Source organism: Erwinia sp. STN24 (assembly GCF_041320675.1).
Lineage (GTDB): Bacteria > Pseudomonadota > Gammaproteobacteria > Enterobacterales > Enterobacteriaceae > Erwinia > Erwinia aeris.
In genome coordinates this window covers 1,539,625-1,561,036 of the sequence record NZ_JBGGPM010000001.1, presented here as the reverse complement: position 1 = coordinate 1,561,036, position 21,412 = coordinate 1,539,625, and the positions used below count along the sequence as shown (strand labels likewise).

Annotated in this window: 21 protein-coding genes and 1 other annotated feature; of the genes, 8 read left to right on the top strand and 13 right to left on the bottom strand. The window is 53.2% G+C overall.

Going from position 1 to position 21,412, the window contains the following annotated elements; genetic code table 11:
* The first annotated feature begins 7 nt into the window (after positions 1-7).
* From ACA373_RS07540 to gndA, 5 genes are all read left to right on the top strand, one after another.
* Entirely contained in the window at positions 8-2,149 is a 2,142-nt protein-coding gene (locus ACA373_RS07540; protein WP_370734279.1) for a glycoside hydrolase family 99-like domain-containing protein, read from the top strand.
* 204 nt (positions 2,150-2,353) lie between these two features.
* The gene (locus tag ACA373_RS07535) at positions 2,354-4,138 is read left to right on the top strand and encodes a hypothetical protein (protein WP_370734278.1); all 1,785 of its coding nucleotides are present in this window, start codon (positions 2,354-2,356) and stop codon (positions 4,136-4,138) included.
* A complete protein-coding gene (locus ACA373_RS07530) occupies positions 4,135-4,515 on the top strand; it encodes a GtrA family protein (RefSeq protein WP_370734277.1) in 381 nt (126 codons plus the stop codon). The genes ACA373_RS07535 and ACA373_RS07530 overlap by 4 nt, the downstream gene beginning before the upstream one ends.
* Positions 4,512-5,507, top strand: a complete 996-nt coding sequence (locus tag ACA373_RS07525) for a glycosyltransferase family 2 protein (RefSeq protein WP_370734276.1) — start codon at positions 4,512-4,514, stop codon at positions 5,505-5,507. Before ACA373_RS07530 ends, ACA373_RS07525 begins: the two co-directional genes overlap by 4 nt.
* Before the next feature lie 111 nt (positions 5,508-5,618).
* Positions 5,619-7,025 carry an NADP-dependent phosphogluconate dehydrogenase gene (gene gndA, locus ACA373_RS07520; protein WP_253460110.1) on the top strand — a complete coding sequence of 469 codons (1,407 nt, stop codon included), beginning with the start codon at positions 5,619-5,621 and terminating at the stop codon, positions 7,023-7,025.
* 74 nt (positions 7,026-7,099) lie between these two features.
* Here the strand turns inward: gndA and ACA373_RS07515 are convergent, their stop codons facing one another.
* The 10 genes from ACA373_RS07515 to hisL form a co-directional block, all read right to left on the bottom strand.
* Positions 7,100-7,579, bottom strand: coding sequence for a YbaK/prolyl-tRNA synthetase associated domain-containing protein (locus ACA373_RS07515; RefSeq protein WP_253460112.1), 480 nt, complete (start codon positions 7,577-7,579; stop codon positions 7,100-7,102).
* Between the two features lie 65 nt (positions 7,580-7,644).
* Positions 7,645-8,256 carry a bifunctional phosphoribosyl-AMP cyclohydrolase/phosphoribosyl-ATP diphosphatase HisIE gene (hisIE, locus tag ACA373_RS07510; RefSeq protein WP_301730451.1) on the bottom strand — a complete coding sequence of 204 codons (612 nt, stop codon included), beginning with the start codon at positions 8,254-8,256 and terminating at the stop codon, positions 7,645-7,647.
* Positions 8,250-9,026 carry an imidazole glycerol phosphate synthase subunit HisF gene (gene hisF, locus ACA373_RS07505; protein WP_301251098.1) on the bottom strand — a complete coding sequence of 259 codons (777 nt, stop codon included), beginning with the start codon at positions 9,024-9,026 and terminating at the stop codon, positions 8,250-8,252. Before hisF ends, hisIE begins: the two co-directional genes overlap by 7 nt.
* A complete protein-coding gene (hisA, locus tag ACA373_RS07500; RefSeq protein ID WP_253460121.1) occupies positions 9,008-9,745 on the bottom strand; it encodes a 1-(5-phosphoribosyl)-5-[(5-phosphoribosylamino)methylideneamino]imidazole-4-carboxamide isomerase in 738 nt (245 codons plus the stop codon). Before hisA ends, hisF begins: the two co-directional genes overlap by 19 nt.
* A complete protein-coding gene (gene hisH, locus ACA373_RS07495; RefSeq protein ID WP_253460124.1) occupies positions 9,746-10,336 on the bottom strand; it encodes an imidazole glycerol phosphate synthase subunit HisH in 591 nt (196 codons plus the stop codon).
* On the bottom strand, positions 10,336-11,403 hold the full coding sequence (gene hisB / locus ACA373_RS07490) for a bifunctional histidinol-phosphatase/imidazoleglycerol-phosphate dehydratase HisB (protein WP_370734274.1): 1,068 nt from the start codon (positions 11,401-11,403) through the stop codon (positions 10,336-10,338). Before hisB ends, hisH begins: the two co-directional genes overlap by 1 nt.
* Positions 11,400-12,488 (bottom strand): histidinol-phosphate transaminase, encoded by a 1,089-nt coding sequence (gene hisC / locus ACA373_RS07485; RefSeq protein WP_370734273.1) that lies wholly within the window; start codon positions 12,486-12,488, stop codon positions 11,400-11,402. Before hisC ends, hisB begins: the two co-directional genes overlap by 4 nt.
* On the bottom strand, positions 12,485-13,780 hold the full coding sequence (hisD, locus tag ACA373_RS07480) for a histidinol dehydrogenase (protein WP_370734463.1): 1,296 nt from the start codon (positions 13,778-13,780) through the stop codon (positions 12,485-12,487). The genes hisC and hisD overlap by 4 nt, the downstream gene beginning before the upstream one ends.
* Before the next feature lie 6 nt (positions 13,781-13,786).
* On the bottom strand, positions 13,787-14,686 hold the full coding sequence (hisG, locus tag ACA373_RS07475) for an ATP phosphoribosyltransferase (protein WP_125288103.1): 900 nt from the start codon (positions 14,684-14,686) through the stop codon (positions 13,787-13,789).
* A 78-nt stretch (positions 14,687-14,764) separates the two neighbouring features.
* Positions 14,765-14,886 (bottom strand) — a sequence feature (His leader region).
* Complete coding sequence (hisL, locus tag ACA373_RS07470; protein ID WP_100396937.1) at positions 14,862-14,909, bottom strand: his operon leader peptide; 48 nt, start codon at positions 14,907-14,909, stop codon at positions 14,862-14,864. Its footprint overlaps the feature before it by 25 nt.
* A 176-nt stretch (positions 14,910-15,085) precedes the next feature.
* Between hisL and ACA373_RS07465 the strand changes: the two genes are divergently transcribed.
* Positions 15,086-15,913, top strand: coding sequence for an SDR family oxidoreductase (locus ACA373_RS07465; protein ID WP_370734272.1), 828 nt, complete (start codon positions 15,086-15,088; stop codon positions 15,911-15,913).
* Here ACA373_RS07465 and ACA373_RS07460 read toward each other — a convergent pair whose 3' ends face one another.
* Genes ACA373_RS07460 through ACA373_RS07450 form a run of 3 tightly spaced genes read right to left on the bottom strand, consistent with a single transcriptional unit; the run spans position 15,914 to position 17,988 of the window.
* Positions 15,914-17,191: an NAD(P)/FAD-dependent oxidoreductase gene (locus tag ACA373_RS07460; RefSeq protein ID WP_370734271.1), complete on the bottom strand. Its 1,278-nt coding sequence runs from the start codon at positions 17,189-17,191 to the stop codon at positions 15,914-15,916.
* A 42-nt stretch (positions 17,192-17,233) separates the two neighbouring features.
* Positions 17,234-17,788, bottom strand: coding sequence for an HTH-type transcriptional regulator PuuR (puuR, locus tag ACA373_RS07455; RefSeq protein ID WP_301251083.1), 555 nt, complete (start codon positions 17,786-17,788; stop codon positions 17,234-17,236).
* Positions 17,785-17,988 (bottom strand): hypothetical protein, encoded by a 204-nt coding sequence (locus ACA373_RS07450; protein WP_253460152.1) that lies wholly within the window; start codon positions 17,986-17,988, stop codon positions 17,785-17,787. Before ACA373_RS07450 ends, puuR begins: the two co-directional genes overlap by 4 nt.
* Positions 17,989-18,206: 218 nt before the next feature.
* On the opposite strand from ACA373_RS07450, the gene ACA373_RS07445 reads away from it, so the two are divergent.
* Positions 18,207-19,619 (top strand): glutamine synthetase family protein, encoded by a 1,413-nt coding sequence (locus tag ACA373_RS07445; protein ID WP_253461276.1) that lies wholly within the window; start codon positions 18,207-18,209, stop codon positions 19,617-19,619.
* Between the two features lie 379 nt (positions 19,620-19,998).
* A complete protein-coding gene (locus tag ACA373_RS07440; protein WP_301730440.1) occupies positions 19,999-21,360 on the top strand; it encodes an APC family permease in 1,362 nt (453 codons plus the stop codon).
* Positions 21,361-21,412: the final 52 nt, after the last annotated feature.

Sequence of the window (21,412 nt, the reverse complement as noted above, 5' to 3'; positions counted from 1 at the left end):
GTCAAATTTGAAACTTTATTCCTTCGCAAAGAAAATGATAAACTCTGAAGACAGGGGTTTAGTTAAATATCGTGTAAAGCTGATTACCGATATCATCAAGCGAGAAGGCGTTAAAGCTGCTTATCAGCGAGTCAAACAGGCTTATAGCAACAGTTTATCAAGTCCGCATAGCGCTATCGCTGGAGCAAATGCTGAGTATATTGACTCCGGAAACCGGGATTCTTTGCTGGAAGCCTGGCTGGAAAGTGAATATAAGCGTAATTCGCTCAAAGTTAATGAGCAAAGCCATTATGTTCCTAAAGCGCTTGATTCACTTGAAGGCGTAGAATTGCCTGTGAAAGTTATCGCTTATTATCTGCCACAGTATCACCCTTTCAAAGAAAACAATGAGTGGTGGGGTGAAGGCTTTACGGAGTGGACTAACGTCACTAAAGCCAGACCACAATATTTGGGGCAGCAACAGCCACGATTACCGGGTGAGTTGGGATTTTACGACCTGCGTTTACCCGAAGTAATGCGCCAGCAGATAAACTTGGCTAAACAATACGGTGTTCAGGGTTTTTGCTTCCATCATTACTGGTTTGGTGGTAAAAGACTTATGGAAACACCGGTTAATAATTTCCTGAAAGATAAATCGCTGGATATTAATTTCTGTCTCTGTTGGGCGAATGAAAACTGGACGCGACGTTGGGATGGACTTGAAAATGACGTGTTAATTTCTCAGAAGCATTCACCTGAAGATGATATTGCTTTTCTTGATGATATTATGCCAGCACTGAAAGATGAGCGTTATATCCGCGTTGACGGCAAACCGTTACTGATTCTCTATCGAGCCGCGTCCTTGCCAAATGCGAAGGAGACGGGTCAGCGCTGGCGAGAACATGCTATCAAAAATGGCCTGCCGGGCCTGTATCTGGTCGTTGTTAAGGCATTTGAAGTAAACAGCCCTGAACCCTTTGGTTTTGATGCTATCGTTGAATTCCCGCCACATCACATGAATGCGCAGGACATTACTGACAAAGTGACTATGCTTAATAAAAAGTTCACCGGTCGTGTCTATGATTACGAAGAATTAGCCTTAAGGGCGGGTTCTGTTAGCGATGAGCGCTTCCCTTACTTTAAGGCGGTAATGCCTTCCTGGGATAATGAGGCACGCAAACCGGGGCAGGGATACTCTTTCCATAATGCTAAACCAGAGCTCTATGCTCGCTGGTTGGACAGTGCCATTAAGACAACAATGAAACGTCGTCCCGAAGAACGTTTAGTGTTTGTTAATGCCTGGAATGAGTGGGCAGAAGGAGCACATATGGAACCAGATCGTTATAATGGCTATGCTTACCTTCATGCTACAGCAAATATTTTACGTAATTCTCTTTCGAAGTATGATTGCGATCATAAGCTAATTTCTGAAATTAATCAGTCTTTTGTTCCCCAGCATGATGCAGCAGTGATTTTACATGCTTACTATGAAGATCTGGCATGCGAACTCGTAGAAAAATATATTGCGCAGCATCAGGGCAAACTTGACCTGATTGTCACGATCCGTAGCGATGTCAAAGCCTCAACATTAGAGAATATTAAGAGCTCGTTTAACAACGTTTTCTTCATTCTTGTTGACAATCGCGGGCGCGATATCCGCCCATTTATTCAAGCTCTGAAAGTCGCTGAAGGCTTTGGCTATGAATATATTTGTAAGGTGCACACTAAAAAATCACCGCATCGCGTTGATGGACAAAAGTGGCGTGAAAGCTTATTTGATGACTTATTAGCTTCTCATCAAAAGTTAGATTCTGTATTAAATGCATTTAAATCTGATGGTAAATTAGGCGTTGTTGCTCCAGCAAATTCTATTACCGACCTTTCCATTCCTGAAATAAATTTAGGAAATAGATTATGGTTAGATAAGCTTTTTAGTAGATTGGGTGCGGCTGAATTATCCAACGATTATAAAACTTATTTCCCAGCTGGCTCTATGTTCTGGTTCAGAATGAGCGCTCTTGAACCGCTTACTAACAAACTCATTGACGAAGATGAATTCGAGCTTGAGGCAGGACAACTCGATGGCACGTTAGCCCATGCTGTAGAAAGAATCATTGGTTCAGTTATATCTAAAGAAGGTTATAGTCTAAAAGATGTACAAAATCTGTAAGACTTTATTATTTCTCCTTTAAATTTAGAGCGAAAGTAATTAAGCGATCCCGATGACTGTTATAAAGATATTTCTATCATTTAAGAAATAAATATAAATCACGTTGTCGGGATTTTCTTGGGGTAGATGCAAAATGAATTTTTATAAAAGCTCTTGTTTTTCAATAATTCCTGGCTTCACTATCCCTATATTATAAGGTTAAGTATGTTCACGAAATCTTCAGTAAGGAACAATGCGGCCATCATTTTCATCATTACCGTGTGTGCTTTCTTTTATATAGGTAATGCGTGGTCTCCTTCCTCATATAGCCTGGCCCTGAATGCAATTGGCGTAGAGGCGCAACCGGATTTTGGTCATGCTCGCCAAATAAGGACTGATGAGTATTGGGTTCAGACTCCGTTAACTCAAGCTTTAGTAAATAATGGCTTTAACCGGTTTAATAATACTTCATTGTACAATGAAGATTTAAGAATAAACTATGGATTGCCCATATTTGATTGGGGGGTGCTATTTAAACCGACACAGTGGAGCTATGTTTTCTTATCTGCTCCTTATGCTTTTTCTGTCTACTATTTCTCACTTTTCGTTTTCTTTATCTTAGGTTATCAACTTTTCTTTGAAAAACTAGGATTAGAAAGGAAGAGCGCATTCCTTTTCAGCATCTCTCTCTATTTTTCCGGTGCCATCCAGGCATGGTGGACAGTTAACGCATCAACTTTTTCATTTTTCCCATGGGTTATGTTATCGCTAGTTGCAATAAGAGGTAATCTGTTATATTGCATAGTATTCTATTATTTTCTGGTTGTCTGGCAATTTGGAAATCTCTACCCTGCTTTTTCTTATGCTTTAGGGCTGGCTGGATTGGTATGGTTATGGAAAGTAGTGGATCGAAAAGAGGTTAATGTCAGACACTTCTTATGCGCAGCGGTAGCAGGTGGGATAGCAGTTCTGACGGTGTGGATCTATTTTTCTGACTATATACATATGATGAAAGATACCGTTTATCCTGGCTTAAGAAATGTTGGCGGCGGCTCTGCGATAAGTGCTCCTATGCTGTTTTCTTTAATCATCCCCACTGCGTGGTATGATGCAAATTTCGAAGTATTGATTGATAAAGGTATAACAAATATCTGTGAGATCTCTACTTTTTCAACGCTGTTGCCTTCTTTTCTTCTTTTCTTTACTTTTTCAAGCTGGCGCTTTCAGCCTTCATTAGTTGTTGCTTCGATTAAAAATAATAGTGTTACTTTCATTGTGGCATTACTTATGCTGCTATGGATCGTTTGTGATATTCCAGCTGAAGCTGGTAAATATCTTTTCCTGAACAAAGTCGTCGCTAACCGATTGATGCTGGGATTCGCACTGCTAATCTCCATACTCTGCGTTATCAAGTTAAAGAAAATTCCACTTAACTTATCGATGAGGAAGGTAATAGCATACTGGGTAATATATGTTTTAGTCTGCGCTGTAATTAAGCAGTCATTGATTGCCATAAAAATGGACGTCATTGCTGCAATAGCAACTTTAGCTACTATGCTGGTATTAATGAAGTGTCGTCAGTCTTCATCATTAGTATTAACTGGCGGATGTTTTGTGTTTAGTCTTTGCACCTTCGCATTATTCAATCCCTTGCAAGATTCCCGGCCAATATTTGCCAAACATGATACTGCAGTTACGCGTCAGCTGACGAAAGAACAACTACAAAATGGCTATGTTTTGGGAGCGGGATTGCCAGGCGCGATTGCAAATGGGCTTGGGTTTAAATCTGTAGCACACGTTAATACGACGCCACAGCTTCTTTTCTGGAGGAAAAAGTTCCCGGAAATCCCAGCGCCTTTGTTAAATGGGATATTTAATCGTTATGCTCATATTCAATTATATTCTGAACAACATATATCAACGCCCTCTGCAGATGTCATTAGGGTTCCTGAGCGCTGTTTCTTAAATGGTCTCTCTACTGAATGCAAAGGCGTGGATTTTAAAAATTGAGAAATATATTTATCTTTTTTGCAGTCGGCATAACTCAGCTGGCAGTTGATACGATGCTATTTAGCTTGATGGTGAGGTTTGGCACTGATTATGTCGTTGCCAATTTTATATCCAGAGCGATTGCAGCGATTACAGGTTTTATTCTTAATGGCAGGCTCACTTTCCGGAAGAGGTTGTCACTAAAAGTATTTATCAAATTCTGGATTTACTGGTCAATAATGACCGCCTTAAGCTCATTGCTTCTCATGTTTATCCATGGTTTTATCGCTGCAGTAGCGCCTGAGTCTTATGTCGCGGCTTTATCAAAGATTGTTGTTGAGTTCATTTTATTTTTCATAAGCTATGTTATTGCAAAAGTCTGGGTGTACAAAAAATGAATATTCGAGATGAAAAATTTAAGGTAGCAGTGGTAATTCCATGCTATAAGGTTAAAGAGCATATTTTAAGCGTTATTGAGAAGATAGGCCCTGAAGTTGATACTATTTATGCTGTCGATGACAAATGCCCGCATAATTCTGGTGAATATGTTATTGAGCACTGTCAGGATACTCGGGTTAAAGTACTATTCAATGAAGAAAATCAGGGAGTCGGCGGAGCAGTTCTTCACGGTTACCGTGTTGGGCTTGACGATGGAATGGATATCTTCGTTAAGGTAGATGGCGATGGTCAAATGGATCCAGGGTTAGTCAAATATTTTATTAATCCAATTATTAATATGGATGTTGATTATACGAAAGGTAATCGTTTCCACGATATTGATACGCTAAAGCCTATGCCAAAAATCAGGCTCTTTGGAAATGCTGTTCTCTCGTTTATGACTAAATTTTCGTCTGGTTATTATCATTTATTTGATCCAACAAATGGGTATACTGCAATTTCTGCCGTGGCGCTTAAAAAGTTACCACTTGAAAAAATCAGCAAAAGATACTTTTTCGAATCTGACATACTTTTTCGGCTGAATATAGTTGGCGCTAAAATATGCGATATCCCTATGGGGGCCGTTTATGGTGATGAAGAATCTAATCTTAATATTAAGAAAATCATGGTGCCGTTCCTGAAAGGGAATGTAAAAAATCTTTTCAAACGTATCTTTTACAACTACTTTTTGCGGGGTTTTTCCATTGCCTCGGTTGAACTTGTTCTTGGAACATTGTTGTTTTTGTTTGGCATGATCTATGGGATTAGCTGTTGGAGTGAATCTGTATCGAGCGGTTTACCTGCTACCAGCGGTACGGTTATGTTAGCGGCTCTTCCTATAATACTGGGCGTTCAACTTTTGCTCTCTTTTATTCAGGCTGATATCGAAAACCAGCCCAGAATATCTTTAACTCGGTTGTTATCCGATCGTGCCAATCGCAGCGATTACTAATTCCGGATTAATCATAACTACCCTAATATGAATAGCTGAGTTAACATAAATCACGCATTTGTTCATGGCGCTTATATGGCGCCGTGAGTGACCTTCAGACAGGAGTATGTAATGTCCAAGCAACAGATCGGCGTTGTAGGTATGGCGGTAATGGGTCGTAACCTGGCTCTTAACATCGAAAGCCGCGGCTATACCGTATCCATCTTTAACCGCTCTCGCGAAAAGACTGACGAAGTCATCGCCGAGAACGAAGGCAAAAAGCTGGCGCCTTACTATACCATCGAAGAGTTTGTTGAATCCCTTGAGAAACCTCGCCGTATACTGCTGATGGTGCAGGCAGGCGAAGCGACTGACAAAACTATCGCTTCTCTCACGCCACACCTCGATAAAGGCGATATCCTGATCGACGGCGGCAACACTTTCTATAAAGACACCATTCGCCGTAACCGCGAACTGTCTGAGCAGGGCTTCAACTTTATCGGTACCGGCGTTTCCGGCGGTGAAGAGGGCGCACTGAAAGGCCCATCCATCATGCCTGGCGGCCAGAAAGAAGCTTACGAGCTGGTTGCACCTATTCTGGATAAAATTGCCGCGCGCGCCGAAGGCGAAGCCTGTGTTGCCTACATCGGTCCGGACGGCGCTGGTCACTATGTGAAAATGGTGCACAACGGTATCGAATACGGCGATATGCAGCTGATTGCAGAAGCCTACTCCCTGCTGAAAAATGCCCTGAACCTGAGCAACGAAGATCTGGCTAAGACCTTCAGCGAATGGAACGAAGGCGAGCTAAGCAGCTACCTGATCGACATCACCAAAGACATCTTCACCAAGAAAGACGAAGAGGGTAACTACCTGGTTGATGTGATTCTGGATGAAGCGGCCAACAAAGGCACCGGTAAATGGACCAGCCAGAGCTCTCTGGATCTGGGCGAGCCGCTGTCGCTGATCACCGAATCCGTGTTCGCACGCTACCTCTCCTCGCTGAAAACTCAGCGCGTAGCGGCTTCCAAAGTTCTGAGCGGCCCGACCGTGCAGACCGTTTCCGGCGATAAAGCAGAGTTCGTTGAGAAAGTGCGCCGCGCGCTTTACCTGGGCAAAATTGTTTCCTATGCACAGGGCTTCTCTCAGCTGAAAGCGGCTTCCACCGAAAACAACTGGGATCTGAACTACGGCGAGATTGCTAAAATCTTCCGCGCTGGCTGCATCATCCGCGCGCAGTTCCTGCAGAAAATTACCGATGCCTATGCGGATAACGCCGACATCGCTAACCTGCTGCTGGCACCGTACTTCAAAAACATCGCGGACGAATACCAGCAGGCGCTGCGTGACGTTGTGGCCTATGCCGTACAGAACGGTATCCCAACACCAACCTTCTCCGCTGCTATCGCTTACTACGACAGCTACCGTTCAGCGGTGCTGCCAGCGAACCTGATCCAGGCGCAGCGTGACTACTTCGGCGCGCATACCTACAAGCGTACCGATAAAGAAGGTGTGTTCCACACCGAGTGGCTGGATTAAGTTTCTCCGCAGGCTGAAACAGCATAAAGTAAAACCCCACGCTCTGCGGTGGGGTTTTTTTTTGCCCGTTGCCGCTATGCTTTTAAAATATCAGCCGGGAGCGACGGCGCGATACGCTGATAATCCTGCGCGTTCAGCACCACTGATTTCTCCAGCAGTCCGGCGTTAAACGCAATCTCGCTGTTACGCTCGCACAGCGTAGGATCGACGACGACTTTCAGCTCATCATGAAAGCTGAAGGGCGGGATCGCACCAAACACGCAGCCGGTCAGCCGGTCAACTTCCGCCGGGCTGGCCAGCGAGGCGCGCAGGCCACCGACCGCTTTTGCCACCTTGCTTAAATCGGCCTGCTGGTCGGCAGGTAATACCGCCAGAACATATTGCTTAACGCCGTTGCCTTTGACATGGCACACCAGCGCCTTGGCACCCTGACCAACCGCAGTTCCGCGGATGGCCGCGACCTCTTCACATTTGCCGGTCGGCTCATGCGTCATGATCTTATAACGTGCCTGCTGGCCGTCCAGCAGAGTGATTAACTTGTCAAACGTGCTCATCTTGCTCCCTTAATAAAAAAGGCCGGTTTCCCGACCTTGCTATTTGTTGCTATACCCCGGCTCTGTTACTTATGCCGCTGGCGCAGGTTTTCGATTACCACACTCAGATTAAGATCCTGATCCTGAAGCAGCACCAGCAGGTGATACACCAGGTCGGAAGCCTCGTTAGTCAGCTCATCGCGATCGTTAACGGTGGCCGCCAGCGCGGTTTCCACGCCTTCTTCACCGACCTTCTGCGCGATGCGCTTGGTGCCGCTGGCGTACAGGCTGGCGGTATAGGAACTGGCTGGATCGGCGTGCTTGCGTTCGGCCAGCAGCTGTTCCAGCTGATACAGGAAAGTCCAGTCGGCGGCGGCAGGCGAGAAGCAGCTGCTGGTGCCGCGATGACAGGTTGGCCCAACCGGGTTGACCAGCAGCAGCAGCGTATCGTTATCGCAGTCAGGCGTGATGCTGACGACGTTAAGAAAATGCGCCGAGGTTTCGCCCTTGGTCCACAAACGCTGTTTGGTACGCGACCAGAAGGTCACTTTACCGGTCTCCAGCGTTTTCGCCAGCGCTTCCTGATTCATATAGCCGTGCATCAATACTTCGCCGGAGACGGCGTGCTGCACGATAGCCGGCATCATGCCGTCGGTTTTTGCCCAGTCAAGTTGGGCAAGCTGTTGTTCTGTTAACACGCGCGGATCTCCACACCCTGGTCGAGCAGAAAAGCCTTCAGCTCGCCGATATTAATAATTTGCTTATGGAAAACGCTGGCTGCCAGCGCACCATCGACGTTGGCGTCGCGGAAAGCCTCAAGGAAATGCTCCATGGTGCCCGCGCCGCCGGAAGCAATTAATGGCACCTTGCAGACCTCGCGGACTTTTTGCAGCTGGGTCAGATCGTAGCCGTTACGCACGCCGTCCTGATTCATCATATTCAGCACGATTTCGCCCGCGCCGCGCTGCTGTACTTCCTGTACCCAGTCCAGCGTTTCCCAGGTTGTGACCTGGGTACGCGCTTCGTCGCCGGTATACTGATTCACATGGTATTTGCCGCTTTCGCTGTCGTACCAGGTATCGATACCAACCACGATGCACTGCACGCCAAAACGATCGGCCAGCCGCGTGATCAGCTCAGGATCGGCCAGCGCCGGTGAGTTAATCGAGATTTTGTCGGCACCGAAAGAGAGGATCTGCGCCGCGTCTTCCGCCGATTTAATACCGCCCGCCACGCAAAAAGGAATATCGATCACTTCCGCTACGCGAGCTACCCAGCTTTTATCCACCACGCGACCGGCCGAAGAGGCGGTAATATCGTAAAATACCAGCTCGTCCGCGCCTTCCTGCGCGTAGCGCTGCGCCAGCGGCACGATATCGCCGATGATCTCATGATTGCGGAACTGCACGCCTTTGACCACCTGGCCGTCACGCACGTCCAGGCAGGGGATTATCCGTTTTGCCAGCATGTTATCGCCTCCGATACGTTGAATTTACCTTCCAGCAGAGCACGGCCGACAATCACGCCCGCAGCGCCACAGCCGCGCAGGGCACGAATATCCTCCAGCGAGCCGATGCCGCCGGAAGATTGAAAGGCGATCTGCGGATAGCGGGCCGAGACTTCACGATACAGCGCCACGTTAGAGCCGCCGAGCGTGCCGTCGCGGGAGATATCGGTGCAAAGCACATGTTTCAGGCCATAAGGCCGGAACTGTTCGATAACTTCTTCCAGCGTCACGCCAGCCGCTTCCTGCCAGCCGCTGATCGCCACTTCCTTGCGGTTAGCCGCGTCGATACGCACATCCAGCGCCAGCACGATCGCCTCCGCGCCGTACTGCTTAAACCAGCGCTGCACTTCTTCAGGGTTTTTTACCGCCGTAGAGCCAACCACCACGCGCGTGGCGCCCGCCTCCAGCAGCGCCTCCACATCTTCCCGCGTGCGGATGCCGCCGCCAACCTGCACCGGCACGCCGACGCCCGCCAGCAGGGTTTTCAGCAGCGGGATCTGCCGCGCCGCCGGATCTTTCGCGCCGGTCAGGTCGACCAGATGCAGCACCTGCGCGCCCTGGGCCTCGTATTCCTGCAGGCGCGGCAGGGGATCGCTGCCGTAGTCGCGCTGCTGACCGTAATCGCCCTGATGCAGCCGCACCACTTTTCCTTCAATTAAATCCAATGCGGGAATAATCACTTACATCTCCAGGAAGTTTTTCAGCAGCTGCGCGCCAGCCGCGCCGGAACGTTCCGGATGGAACTGGACGCCGAAGAAGTTATCTTTCTGTACTGCGGCGGTAAAAGGCTCGCCGTAGTTGCACTGCGCGATGGTGCAGGCATTCACCGGCATAGCGTAGCTGTGCACAAAATAGAAGTACGCGCCGTCGGGAATGCCGCGAAACAGATGGTTGCCTGCCTGAGCAGTAATCTGGTTCCAGCCCATATGCGGCAGCGGCAGCCCGCAGTCGTTCATCTGCTCAACCGCCTGATCGATAATCCCCAGCGTGGTGACGCCGTTGCTCTCCTCGCTGTGCGAGCCAAGCAGCTGCATCCCCAGGCAGATCCCCAGCACCGGCTGGGTACAGGCTTTAATCAGCTCGATCAGCTCGCGCTCGCGCAGCTGATCCATCGCCGCCTGCGCCGTACCGACGCCCGGCAGCAGCAGCTTGTCGGCCTGCAGCACGACGTCGGCCTCGCGGCTGACCACTGGCTCATAGCCCAGGCGCTGGATCGCCCATTTAACGGAGGAAAGGTTGGCGCAGCCGGTATCCAGGATCACCACGTTCATTACAGCACTCCTTTCGAGCTGGGCAGGGTATTGCCTTCCACGCGGATCGCCTGGCGCAGCGTGCGGCCAAAGGCTTTAAACAGGCTCTCCACGCGGTGGTGATCGTTCTTGCCTTTGGTTTTCAGGTGCAGCGTGCTGGCCATGGTATAGGAAAGCGAGCGGAAGAAGTGTTCCACCATCTCGGTGCTGAGATCGCCCACGCGCTGATAGCTGAACTCGGCTTTATATTCCAGGTGCGGACGGCCGGAGATATCCAGCGCGCAGCGCGCCAGGCACTCGTCCATCGGCAGCACAAAGCCGAAACGGCCGATGCCGCGCTTGTCGCCCAGCGCTTTCAGCAGCGCCTCGCCCAGCGCCAGGCCGGTGTCTTCCACCGTGTGGTGATCGTCGATATAGAGATCGCCTTTCACCTCAATATTCATGCGGAAGCCGCCGTGGGTGGCGATCTGATCCAGCATATGGTCAAAGAAGCCCACGCCGGTATTGAACTGGCTGTTGCCTTCGCGATCCAGCCAGACCTCTACTTTAATCTGCGTCTCTTTGGTGTTGCGGTTCACCAGCGCGTGACGATCGCGTTTGGTCAGCTGCTGCTGAATACCCTGCCAGTTAAGACCTTCCTTAGAGTAGTGCAGCCCCTGAATACCCATATTACCTGCCAGCTGCAGGTCGGTGGTGCGATCGCCGATAACATAGCTGTTAGCGGTATCCAGCACGCCTTCCGCCAGCCACGCCGTGACCAGTTTGGTTTTCGGTTTACGGCAGGCGCAGCCGTCTTCCGGCAGATGCGGACAGATCAGTACCTCGTCAAAGCGGATGCCCTGCGAGCTTAAAACCTGCATCATCAGCTGGTGCGGGCCGTCGAAATCCGCCTGCGGGAAGCTGGCGGTGCCCAGCCCGTCCTGATTGGTGATCATCACCAGTCGATAACCGGCATTTTGCAGCGCCAGCAGGGCAGGGATCACGTCCGGCTCGAAAGCCAGTTTCTCCATGCGGTCAACCTGATAATCTTCCGGCGGTTCGGCGATAATCGTTCCGTCGCGATCGATAAAAAGAACTTTCTGGCTCATGCTTGCTCCATGGATGCGGACGCGCCGGATAACTTTTGCAGCGCGGAGATAACGCGGTCACACTCTTCAGCCGTGCCGACGGAGATGCGCAGGCAGCCCGCCAGTCCCGGCTGTTTGTTCTGGTCACGCAGAATAATGCCCTGATCCCACAAGGTTTTAAAGACCAATGCGGAGTCAGTGAAGCGGGCCAGCACGTAGTTGGTCTCGCTGGGGAAAACTTTTTCCACGCAGCGGCAGTCACGCAGATCGCTAATCAGCTTGTTACGCGTCGCCAGCAGCTCGTCGACGTGCTCCTTCATCAGGGCGACGCCCTGTTCGCTCAGCGCCTGGGCAGCGATATCCGCTACCGGCGTGGAGAGCGGGTAAGGCGCGATAACTTTTAATAGCAGCGCAATAACGTCAGCGTTGGCCAGCGTAAAGCCGCAGCGCAATCCGGCCAGCGCAAACGCTTTGGAGAGCGTACGCAGGATCACCAGGTGCGGATATTCCTTCAGCCAGCCGGTCAGCGTCGCCGTCGGGCAGAACTCTATATAGGCTTCGTCTGCTATTACCAGCGCCTTGCCGCGCGTCATCTCCAGCAGCTGGCGGATGGCCTCCGGCTTCACCAGGTTGCCGGTAGGATTGTTTGGGCTGCACACGTAAACCAGCTTCACGCCGTCAAGTTTTTCAGCAATGGCGGACAGGTTAAGCTGCCAGCCATCCTGCGCGGGCACGGTGCGGTATTCCACGCCCAGCGTTTCGGCGCTGACGCTGTACATGCCGTAGGTCGGCGGGCAGAACAGCACGGCGTCTTTGCCCGGCTCGCAAAATGCGCGCATCAGCAGCTCGATGCCTTCGTCCGCGCCACGACTGACCAGCACCTGGTCGGGCGACAGACCCGCATAGGTTGCATAGCGTTCAATAACCTGTTTCGGCTGGCACTCCGGATAGCGGTTCAGCGTCTGCTGACGGAGGTCGAACGGCACCGCCAGCGGATATTCGTTGGCGTTGAGCCAGACGTCGCCGTTGCCGCCAAGACGTCGAGCGGACTGATAGGGCGTCAGCTGGCGCACGTTGGCGCGGGCGAGATCTTCAATCTTGCTCATTGCTTCTCCTTCAGCGCGGCGACGCGCAGCGTCACGGCGTTTCTGTGGGCGGTCAGCTGCTCGGCGGCGGCCAGGGTTTCAATAGTCGGCGCCAGGTTCAAAAAGCCCTGCGGCGTCAGCTCCTGCACCGTCATTCGCTTCTGAAAATCGGCCAGGCCCAGGCTTGAACAGGTCGCCGTAAAGCCGTAGGTCGGCAGCACGTGATTGGTGCCGGAGGCGTAATCGCCGGCGGATTCCGGCGACCAGTCGCCCAGAAACACGGAACCGGCGCTGGTGATGTCTGCAACCAGATCGCGCGCCTGGCGCGTCTGGATAATCAGGTGTTCCGGCCCGTAGCGGTTGCTGATTTCAACGCACTGCGCCAAATCTTTCGCCACGATCAGGCGGCTGGCGGCCAGCGCCTGACGAGCCGTTTCGGCGCGCGGCAGGCTGGCCAGCTGCTTTTCTACCGCGTCGGCGACCGCTTCGGCCATCTGGCGATCGGGCGTCAGCAGGATCACCTGCGAATCGGGGCCGTGCTCCGCCTGAGAAAGCAGATCGGAGGCGACAAAATCCGGCGTGGCTGCACCATCCGCAATCACCAGCACCTCGGAAGGGCCGGCAGGCATGTCGATCGCCGCGCCGTCAAGACGCTGGCTGACCTGACGTTTCGCTTCGGTCACCCAGGCGTTCCCCGGCCCGAAAATTTTATCGACCTTCGGCACGGATGCGGTGCCCAGCGCCATGGCGGCGATAGCCTGCGCGCCGCCGACCTGAAACACCTCCTGCACGCCACACAGCTTAGCGGCATATAAAATCTCATCGGCGATCGGCGGCGGCGAGCAGAGCACCACGCGCTTGCAGCCGGCAATGCGGGCGGGAGTCGCCAGCATCAGCACGGTAGAGAAGAGCGGGGCAGAGCCGCCGGGAATATAGAGGCCGACGGACGCCACGGGGCGGGTGATCTGCTGACAGCGCACGCCGGGCTGGGTTTCAATATCCACTTCCGGCAGCTTTTGTGCCTGGTGAAATTTATCGATATTAGCGACCGCCACCGCCATCGCCTGTTTGACCTCATCGCCAAGCCGCGCTGACGCCGCCTCTATCTCTTCGCTGGTGACGCGCAGCGCCTCAACTTCAGTTTTGTCAAAAGCGGCGCTGTAGTAGCGCAACGCCTCGTCGCCTTCCGCTTTTACCTTTTCCAGGATAGCGCGCACGCTGGCGGTAATGTTTTCAGAAGCGGAGATAGCCGGACGAGTCAGCAGCACCTGCTGTTCTTCGGCGCTGCACGCCTGCCAGTCAATCGGGGTCATCATCGCTTACTCCATCATCTTCTCAATAGGCAGCACAAGGATGGAGCTGGCGCCCAGAGCTTTCAGTTTCTCCATCGTTTCCCAGAACAGCGTTTCGCTGCTCACCATGTGCATGGCGACGCGGCTCTTGTCGCCCGCCAGCGGCAGAACGGTTGGACGCTCCGCGCCCGGCAGCAGAGCGATGATATCTTCCAGACGCTCGCTCGGCGCGTGCAGCATGATGTACTTGGATTCACGTGCCTGGATGACACCCTGAATGCGGGTCATCAGCTTGTCGATTAGCTCCTGCTTGGCGGCAGGCATTTCGCCGTCGCGCTGGATCAGACAGGCTTTAGAGCGGTAAATAACTTCGACTTCACGCAGGCCGTTGGCTTCCAGCGTCGCGCCGGTGGAAACCAGGTCGCAAATGGCGTCGGCCAGGCCGGCGCGAGGGGCCACTTCGACGGAGCCGTTCAGCAGGCAGGATTTAAAAGCGACGCCCTGTTTGTCGAGATACTTTTTCAGCAGGTGAGGATAAGAGGTGGCGATACGGGCATTTTGCAAACACTGCGGGCCGGTATATTCATCATCAACCGACATCGCCAGCGACAGGCGGCAGCCGCCGAAATCGAGACGGCGCAGCAGGGCGTAACGAGGATCTTCGCCCTGAGCGCGACGAGTCAGCAGCTCTTCTTCCAGCACGTTTTCGCCGATAATGCCTAAATCGACAACGCCATCCATTACCAGCCCCGGAATATCGTCATCACGCACGCGCAGGATATCGATCGGCATGTTCTCGGCGAAAGCGATCAGGCGCTGCTGTTGCAGATTAATTTTGATGCCGCAGCGGGCCAGCAGCTCGCGTGATTCATCGCTTAAACGGCCTGATTTCTGCATAGCTATGCGTAAACGTTTGTTATCTAACATCGGTGCTTATCCTCTTTTCCTGTCTGCTCGATTTAACTGCCAGCGTCGTTCGTCCTTTCAGGCCCGGGCCTGCGCCCATAAAAAAAGCCCCCGGAAGGCGATCTTCCGGGGGCTTTTTTTGCGTTCTGCACCGCTGGAAGATCTGAATGTCTCCCAGCACACATCGCCTGAAAGACTAGTCAGGATGATGGTGATGATGGTGGTTGAACTGAACGCGTGTCATAGTCTTCTCAAATAGGGGTGAATGATTATTCATTTCGTGACCAATAACCTAACTCAGGACAAATGTCGGGCGCAACACTTTTTTATCATTGATGACAGATAAAAAGGCTTAACCGATTGTTGTTGACGAAAGGCTGGCGTAGTTTTAGGGCATGGTTGAGAAAGCAGGGAACAAAGATGAAAAAAGTGGCGATTGTAGGACTGGGCTGGCTGGGGATGCCGCTGGGGCTGGCGATGACGGCGCGAGGCTGGCAGGTCACCGGCAGCAAAACTACGGCTGACGGCGTGGAGGCGGCGCGCATGTGCGGGCTGGAAAGCGTGCTGCTGACGCTGACGCCGGAACTGGAGTGCGATCCCGACGATCTTGACGCGCTGCTGGACGTGGAGGCGTTGGTCATCACCTTACCTGCCAGCCGCACGGCGGAGGGCGGCGAAAATTATCTGCTGGCGGTTCAGCAAATCGTGGACAGCGCGCTGGCGGCAAACGTGCCGCGCATTGTTTTTACCAGTTCCACCTCTGTTTACGGCAGTGGAAACGGCGAGATGAATGAAGACAGCCCGCTTGAGCCGGTTACGGTAGCGGGTAAGACGCTGAAAGAGCTGGAAACCTGGCTACATAATCTGCCGGGCACCTCGGTAGATATTCTGCGGCTGTCCGGCCTGGTGGGGCCGCAGCGGCATCCGGGCCGCTTCCTGGCGGGTAAAATCGATTTAGGCGACGGTTCACACGGCGTTAACCTGGTGCACCTGGAAGATGTGGTTGCCGCTATTATCCTGCTGCTGGAAAACGGCGAAGGTGGAAGAACTTATAACCTGAGCGCGCCGCATCATCCTGCCCGTAAAGATTTTTATCCGGCGGTTGCCCGCCAGCTGGGGCTGACGCCGCCGACGTTTCTTGCAGAAGCAAACGCCGCCACGGGCAAGATTATCAACGGCGAGCGTATCTGCAAGGAGCTGGGTTTCAGCTACCGCTATCCCGATCCATTGAAAATGCCGTTACGGTAATCAAACCCCCAATCGGTCCCTCAGCGCATACCAGGCGGCGCCCAGCGCCGTCAGAGGCGCGCGCAGACGGCGACCGCCCGGGAAAGGCAGATGCGGCAGGCGGGCGAACGCATCAAAGCGTTTTGGCTCGCCCTGCAACGCTTCACAAACCAGCTTGCCCGCCAGATGCGTCCAGGTCACGCCGTGCCCGCTGTCGCCCTGCATATAGTAAACGCCGTTTTCCAGCCTGCCGATCTGCGGCATACGGGACAGCGTCAGCAAAAAGTTCCCGCTCCAGGCATAATCAAATTTTATTCCCTCCAGCTGTGGAAAGGTCTTTAGCAGCCTGGGCCGGATCAGCTCGTGGATGTTGCCCGGCTCGCGAGCGCCATAGCTCACGCCGCCGCCATACAGCAGGCGGTTGTCGGCCGTCAGGCGATAGTAATCCAACAGATAGTTACGGTCTTCTACACAGTAGTTGTCCGGCAGCAGCGCCAGCGCCTTATCGCGTGAGAGCGGTTCCGTGACGACGATCTGCGAGCTACAGGGCAGGCTCTTGCTCGCCAGTCTGGGTTCCAGCTGCGGCGCCAGATAGGCATTACCGGCAAAAATAACGTATTTAGCCAATACGCTACCCTGAGCCGTCCTGACGCGATGCGGCGTGCCGTAGGTCACGGCGGTCGCCTCTGACTCTTCATAAATCCTGCCGCCGTGACGGCGAATCGCCTCCGCTTCGCCCAGCGCAAGATTCAGAGGATGCAGATGACCGCCGCTGCGATCCAGCAGGCCGCCGACATAGCGTTCGCTGGCGATTTTACGCCGGATGCCCAGCTCGTCCAGCAGCTCCAGCTGATGATTGCCATAGTGCTGCCAGCGTTGGTGCTGCTGCTTTAAATGGCTAAACTGACGGCTGTTAAGCGCGGCAAAAACGCCGCCGGGCCGGTAGTCGCAGCTAATGGCGTAGCGATCGATACGGTCGCGGATCGCCGCTGCGCCTTCAAACATCATGCTGCCCAGCAGTCGTGCGCTTTCTTTGCCGTAGCGGCGCTCAATAACGTCAATATCACGGCTGTAGGAGTTAACCACCTGCCCGCCGTTACGGCCGCTGGCACCAAAGCCAACCCTGGCCGCTTCCAACACCACCACGTCATAACCCGCTTCGGTAAGGTAGAGCGCCGAGGAAAGGCCGGTAAAACCGCCGCCGATGATGCAGACGTCGCAGAGAATATCATCCGTCAGCCGCGGCCAGCGGTCATGAGGATTGGCCGTAGCGGCGTAATAGCTCTGCACATGTTCCATAGCTTTCTCCAACAAAAAGCGCGAAGCGGCGTCAACTGGCGATCAAAAGGTGGTTGGGGTATGCGCGCTGACGATCCGGCAGGGCTGCGCAGAGGTGTTATTAAAGCTGTGGGGATGGCCGGTATCGATAACGTAGCTTTGGCCAGCCCGAAGCTGATAGCGCTGGCCGTCGACGGTTAAGGTGATTTCGCCTTCCAGCAGCGTACCGATCTCTTCGCCCTGATGACGAATTTTTTCGGTTGTCGCGCCGGGTTCATAGGTTTCTAACATCATAGCCAGCGTCCGCTCGGGGCTGCCGTTATGGATCAACCGCAGCGAGACCCCCTGGCTGCCAATATCAATCAGCTCATTTGCCTCTATTACCACCTTCGGCCTGGCAGGCTGGACCGGCTCGGAAAAGAATTCGGAAAGGGAGAGGCCATAAACTTTTAACAGCTTCTGTAATGTACCGACGGCGGGACTGACCTTGTCCTGCTCGATAGTGCTGATGGCGCTGTGCGTCAGGCCGGAAAGCTCGGCCACGCGCCGCTGCGACAGGCCCTGCTGCTGGCGGATTTCAGCCAGGCGGCGGCCGGGGGCCAGAGAAATATCGCTCATCGACGGGTTTCCTTTTGCTGCCGAAAAAACGCACGTAAAGGCGTTAATAAATAGTCTTCCTTAAGGTCAAAGCCAGCATACCCGGTTGGGTTTTGCCATGCCGGGCAGGCATCGGGAAGCGCCGTCGTCAGGGCCTGTTTGCTGAGGCTTGCCTGATACATTATTACGTCAATCAAGGGGTTGTTCGAAATAATGCCCATCCCAACTCTCCGTCCGGTTTTAGTGAGCGCGGAAAGGCAGGACGGATCCGTGCCTTATCCAGCCAATCTGGCACTCTGCAAGGCAATATGCAAAAGATTTTGCCTGGAAAATAAACTCTGTCATAACATTTGCCGCGCTGAATAGTTGACGCTATGTTAAGAAGGCGGCGCTTATTTTGAGCGGCGCGCAAACATCAGACTGAGCGAAGGCGGGTGGCATCATGACCAATATCGTCGAAGTGGAAGATTTTACGCGGCATGGCGAGCGAACCAGCGCGTTCCAGCTTGAAGTAGAAACTTATCTGGAACGCTATCCTGAAACACAGCATGTTGATGTTCTGCTTAATGATTTAAACGGTGTTTTTCGCGGCAAACGCCTCCCGATCGGCAGTTTGCTCAGGCTGGAAAAAGGCTGTTATTTTCCCGCTTCCGTCTATGCCATGGATATTCTCGGCAACACGGTGGAAGAGGCCGGACTTGGCCAGGCGCTGGGTGAACCGGATAATATCTGCTTTCCCGTCGAAGGCACGCTGACTCCCTCCGCAACCGATCCGCAGCGCCTGGCGCAGCTTTTGCTGACCATGCGTAATCAAGATGGTACTCCCTTTGACGTTGAACCCCGGAATGTCCTGAATCACCTTTGGCAGCAGTTGCGCAATCGGGGGTTATTTCCGGTGGTAGCGGTAGAGCTGGAGTTCTATCTCGTCGATAAAAAACGCGATGCGGAAGGCGCCATTCAGCCGCCGTGCTCGCCGGGCAGCGACGATCGTAACCGGCAAAGCCAGGTTTATTCGGTTGATAATCTCGACTGTTTTGCCGCCGTGCTCAATGATATCGACAGGCTGGCCAGACTGCAGGGTATTCCGGCCGACGGCGCGCTGGCGGAAGCCTCGCCAGGCCAGTTTGAAATCAATCTGCGCCATACCCGCAACGTGCTCAGCGCCTGCGATCATGCCGTGCAGCTGAAGCGGCTAATCCGTCAGGTGGCAGAAAATCACGGGATGAACGCTACCTTTATGGCAAAACCCTACGAGGCCTGGGCCGGTAGCGGAATGCACGTTCATATCAGCCTGCTGGACGCCGCCGATCATAACGCCTTTATCACCGATGACGGCAGCGATTCGCCCCTGCTGAAGCGAGCGCTGGCCGGGATGATCGATCTGATGCCCGCCTCCATGGCGCTGCTGGCGCCTAACGTTAATGCCTATCGTCGCTTTTTACCGGAAGCCTTTGTGCCTCTACAGGCATCCTGGGGGCACAACAACCGTACGGTAGCGTTGCGTATTCCCTGTGGCGAAGCGGAAAACCATCGCGTGGAGTACCGCGTGGCAGGCGCGGATGCCAATCCTTATCTGGTGGTCGCCGCGGTGCTGGCGGGCATTCTGCACGGCATCGATAATCAGCTGCCGCTGCCGTCGGCCATTACCGGCAACGGCCATGAAGCCGACGGCAGACCGTTGCCGATCAGGCAAAGCGATGCGCTGGACGAATTTGCCCAAAGCTCTCCGCTGCAAAAGCTGCTGGGCGAGCGCTTTGGGTTTGTCTGGCACAGCTGCAAACATCATGAACTGATGCATTTTGAACGGCTGATCACCGCCACAGAAATCGACTGGATGTTGAAAAATGCCTGACGTTTCCTGTAAAGAAATGGCGCAGAAAGGCTTTAAAAACTTGTATTCTGTCTTACAGCCTGGCAAAATATACGGACTGTAAATGAATAACCGACGCTTAACGCGCCGGTTATTTTTTTTGCACAAAAAAACGAAGCCAAAGAGGCCGGCTCAGCCGGACTGATACACACTGACAGTGTTTTTGAGGAAATAAAGATGGGGCAACACTTCATTACGCCGGCCGCAGCCGGTAAACATCTGCGCGACGACTACGGCGCAGCGGCAGCCGTCACCTTCACGCCTGCCTGCTTTACCTTCCCAAATCAGAACAACGCTCGCATAAAGCGAAGTTTCCCTGTGGTTCAACCCAGAAAGGTTGATGCTATGGGGAGGCTGAATCATGTCGCATAATTCCCAGACCGCCGCGCCGCGCGCGCACCTGAAAAAAACGCTGACTCTGATGCCTGTAGTGATGATGGGCCTGGCTTATATGCAGCCAATGACCCTGTTCGATACGTTCGGCATCGTTTCCGGCCTCACAGACGGTCACGTAGCAACCGCCTACGCCTTCGCGTTAATCGCGATCCTGTTTACTGCGCTGAGCTACGGCAAGCTGGTTCGCCGCTTCCCGTCTGCCGGCTCGGCCTATACCTATGCCCAAAAAGCCATCAGCCCGCACGTCGGCTTTATGGTGGGCTGGTCCTCGCTGCTGGATTACCTGATCATGCCGATGATCAATATCCTGCTGGCGAAAATCTATTTTGAAGCGCTGGTGCCGGGTGTCCCGTCATGGATATTCGTGGTGCTGCTGGTTGGTTTTATGACCCTTTCTAACCTCAAGGGCATTAAAACCGTCGCCAATTTCAACAGCATTATCGTGGTGCTGCAAATGGCGGTCATGGTGGCGATTACCGGTATGGTAATTTACGGCGTGTCCCATGGCGAAGGGGCCGGCACCCTGACCAGCAGCAAGCCGTTCTGGTCTGAGCAGGCGCACGTGGTGCCTATGATCACCGGCGCGACCATTCTGTGCTTCTCGTTCCTGGGCTTTGACGGCATCAGTTCGCTGTCGGAAGAAACCAAGGATGCGGGTCGAGTGATCCCGAAAGCGATCTTTTTGACCGCCCTGATTGGCGGCGTGATCTTTATCGTGGTTTCTTACTTCCTGCAGCTTTATTTCCCGGATATCTCGCGCTTTAAAGATCCGGACGCGTCGCAGCCGGAAATCATGCTCTACGTGGCGGGTAAAACCTTCCAGTTCGGCATTCTGATTTTCTCCTGCATCACCGTGCTGGCTTCCGGCATGGCGGCGCACGCGGGCGTTTCCCGCCTGATGTATGTGATGGGGCGTGACGGCGTGTTCCCGGAGCGTTTCTTCGGCTATATTCATCCGAAGCTGCATACGCCAGCGCTGAACGTATTGTTGGTAGGCGCTATCGCGCTTTCCGCCATTACCTTCGACCTGGTGACGGCGACGGCGTTGATCAACTTCGGTGCGCTGGTGGCCTTCACCTTTGTTAACCTTTCGGTGATCTCGCAGTTCTGGATCCGTGAAGGGCGCAACAAGACGCTGATGGACAACATTAACTTCCTGCTGCTGCCGCTGTGCGGCGCGCTGACGGTGGGCGCGCTGTGGATCAATCTGGAAGAAAGCTCGATGATCCTCGGCCTGGTCTGGGGCGCAATTGGCCTGGTCTATCTGGCCGTGGTGACGCAGCGCTTCCGCAAACCGGTGCCGCAGTACACCGAAGAGCCGATGTAACCCAGCCCGCATTTAGCGTGGTGATGGGCTAAAAAGAAGGGCGCGGTTCTGT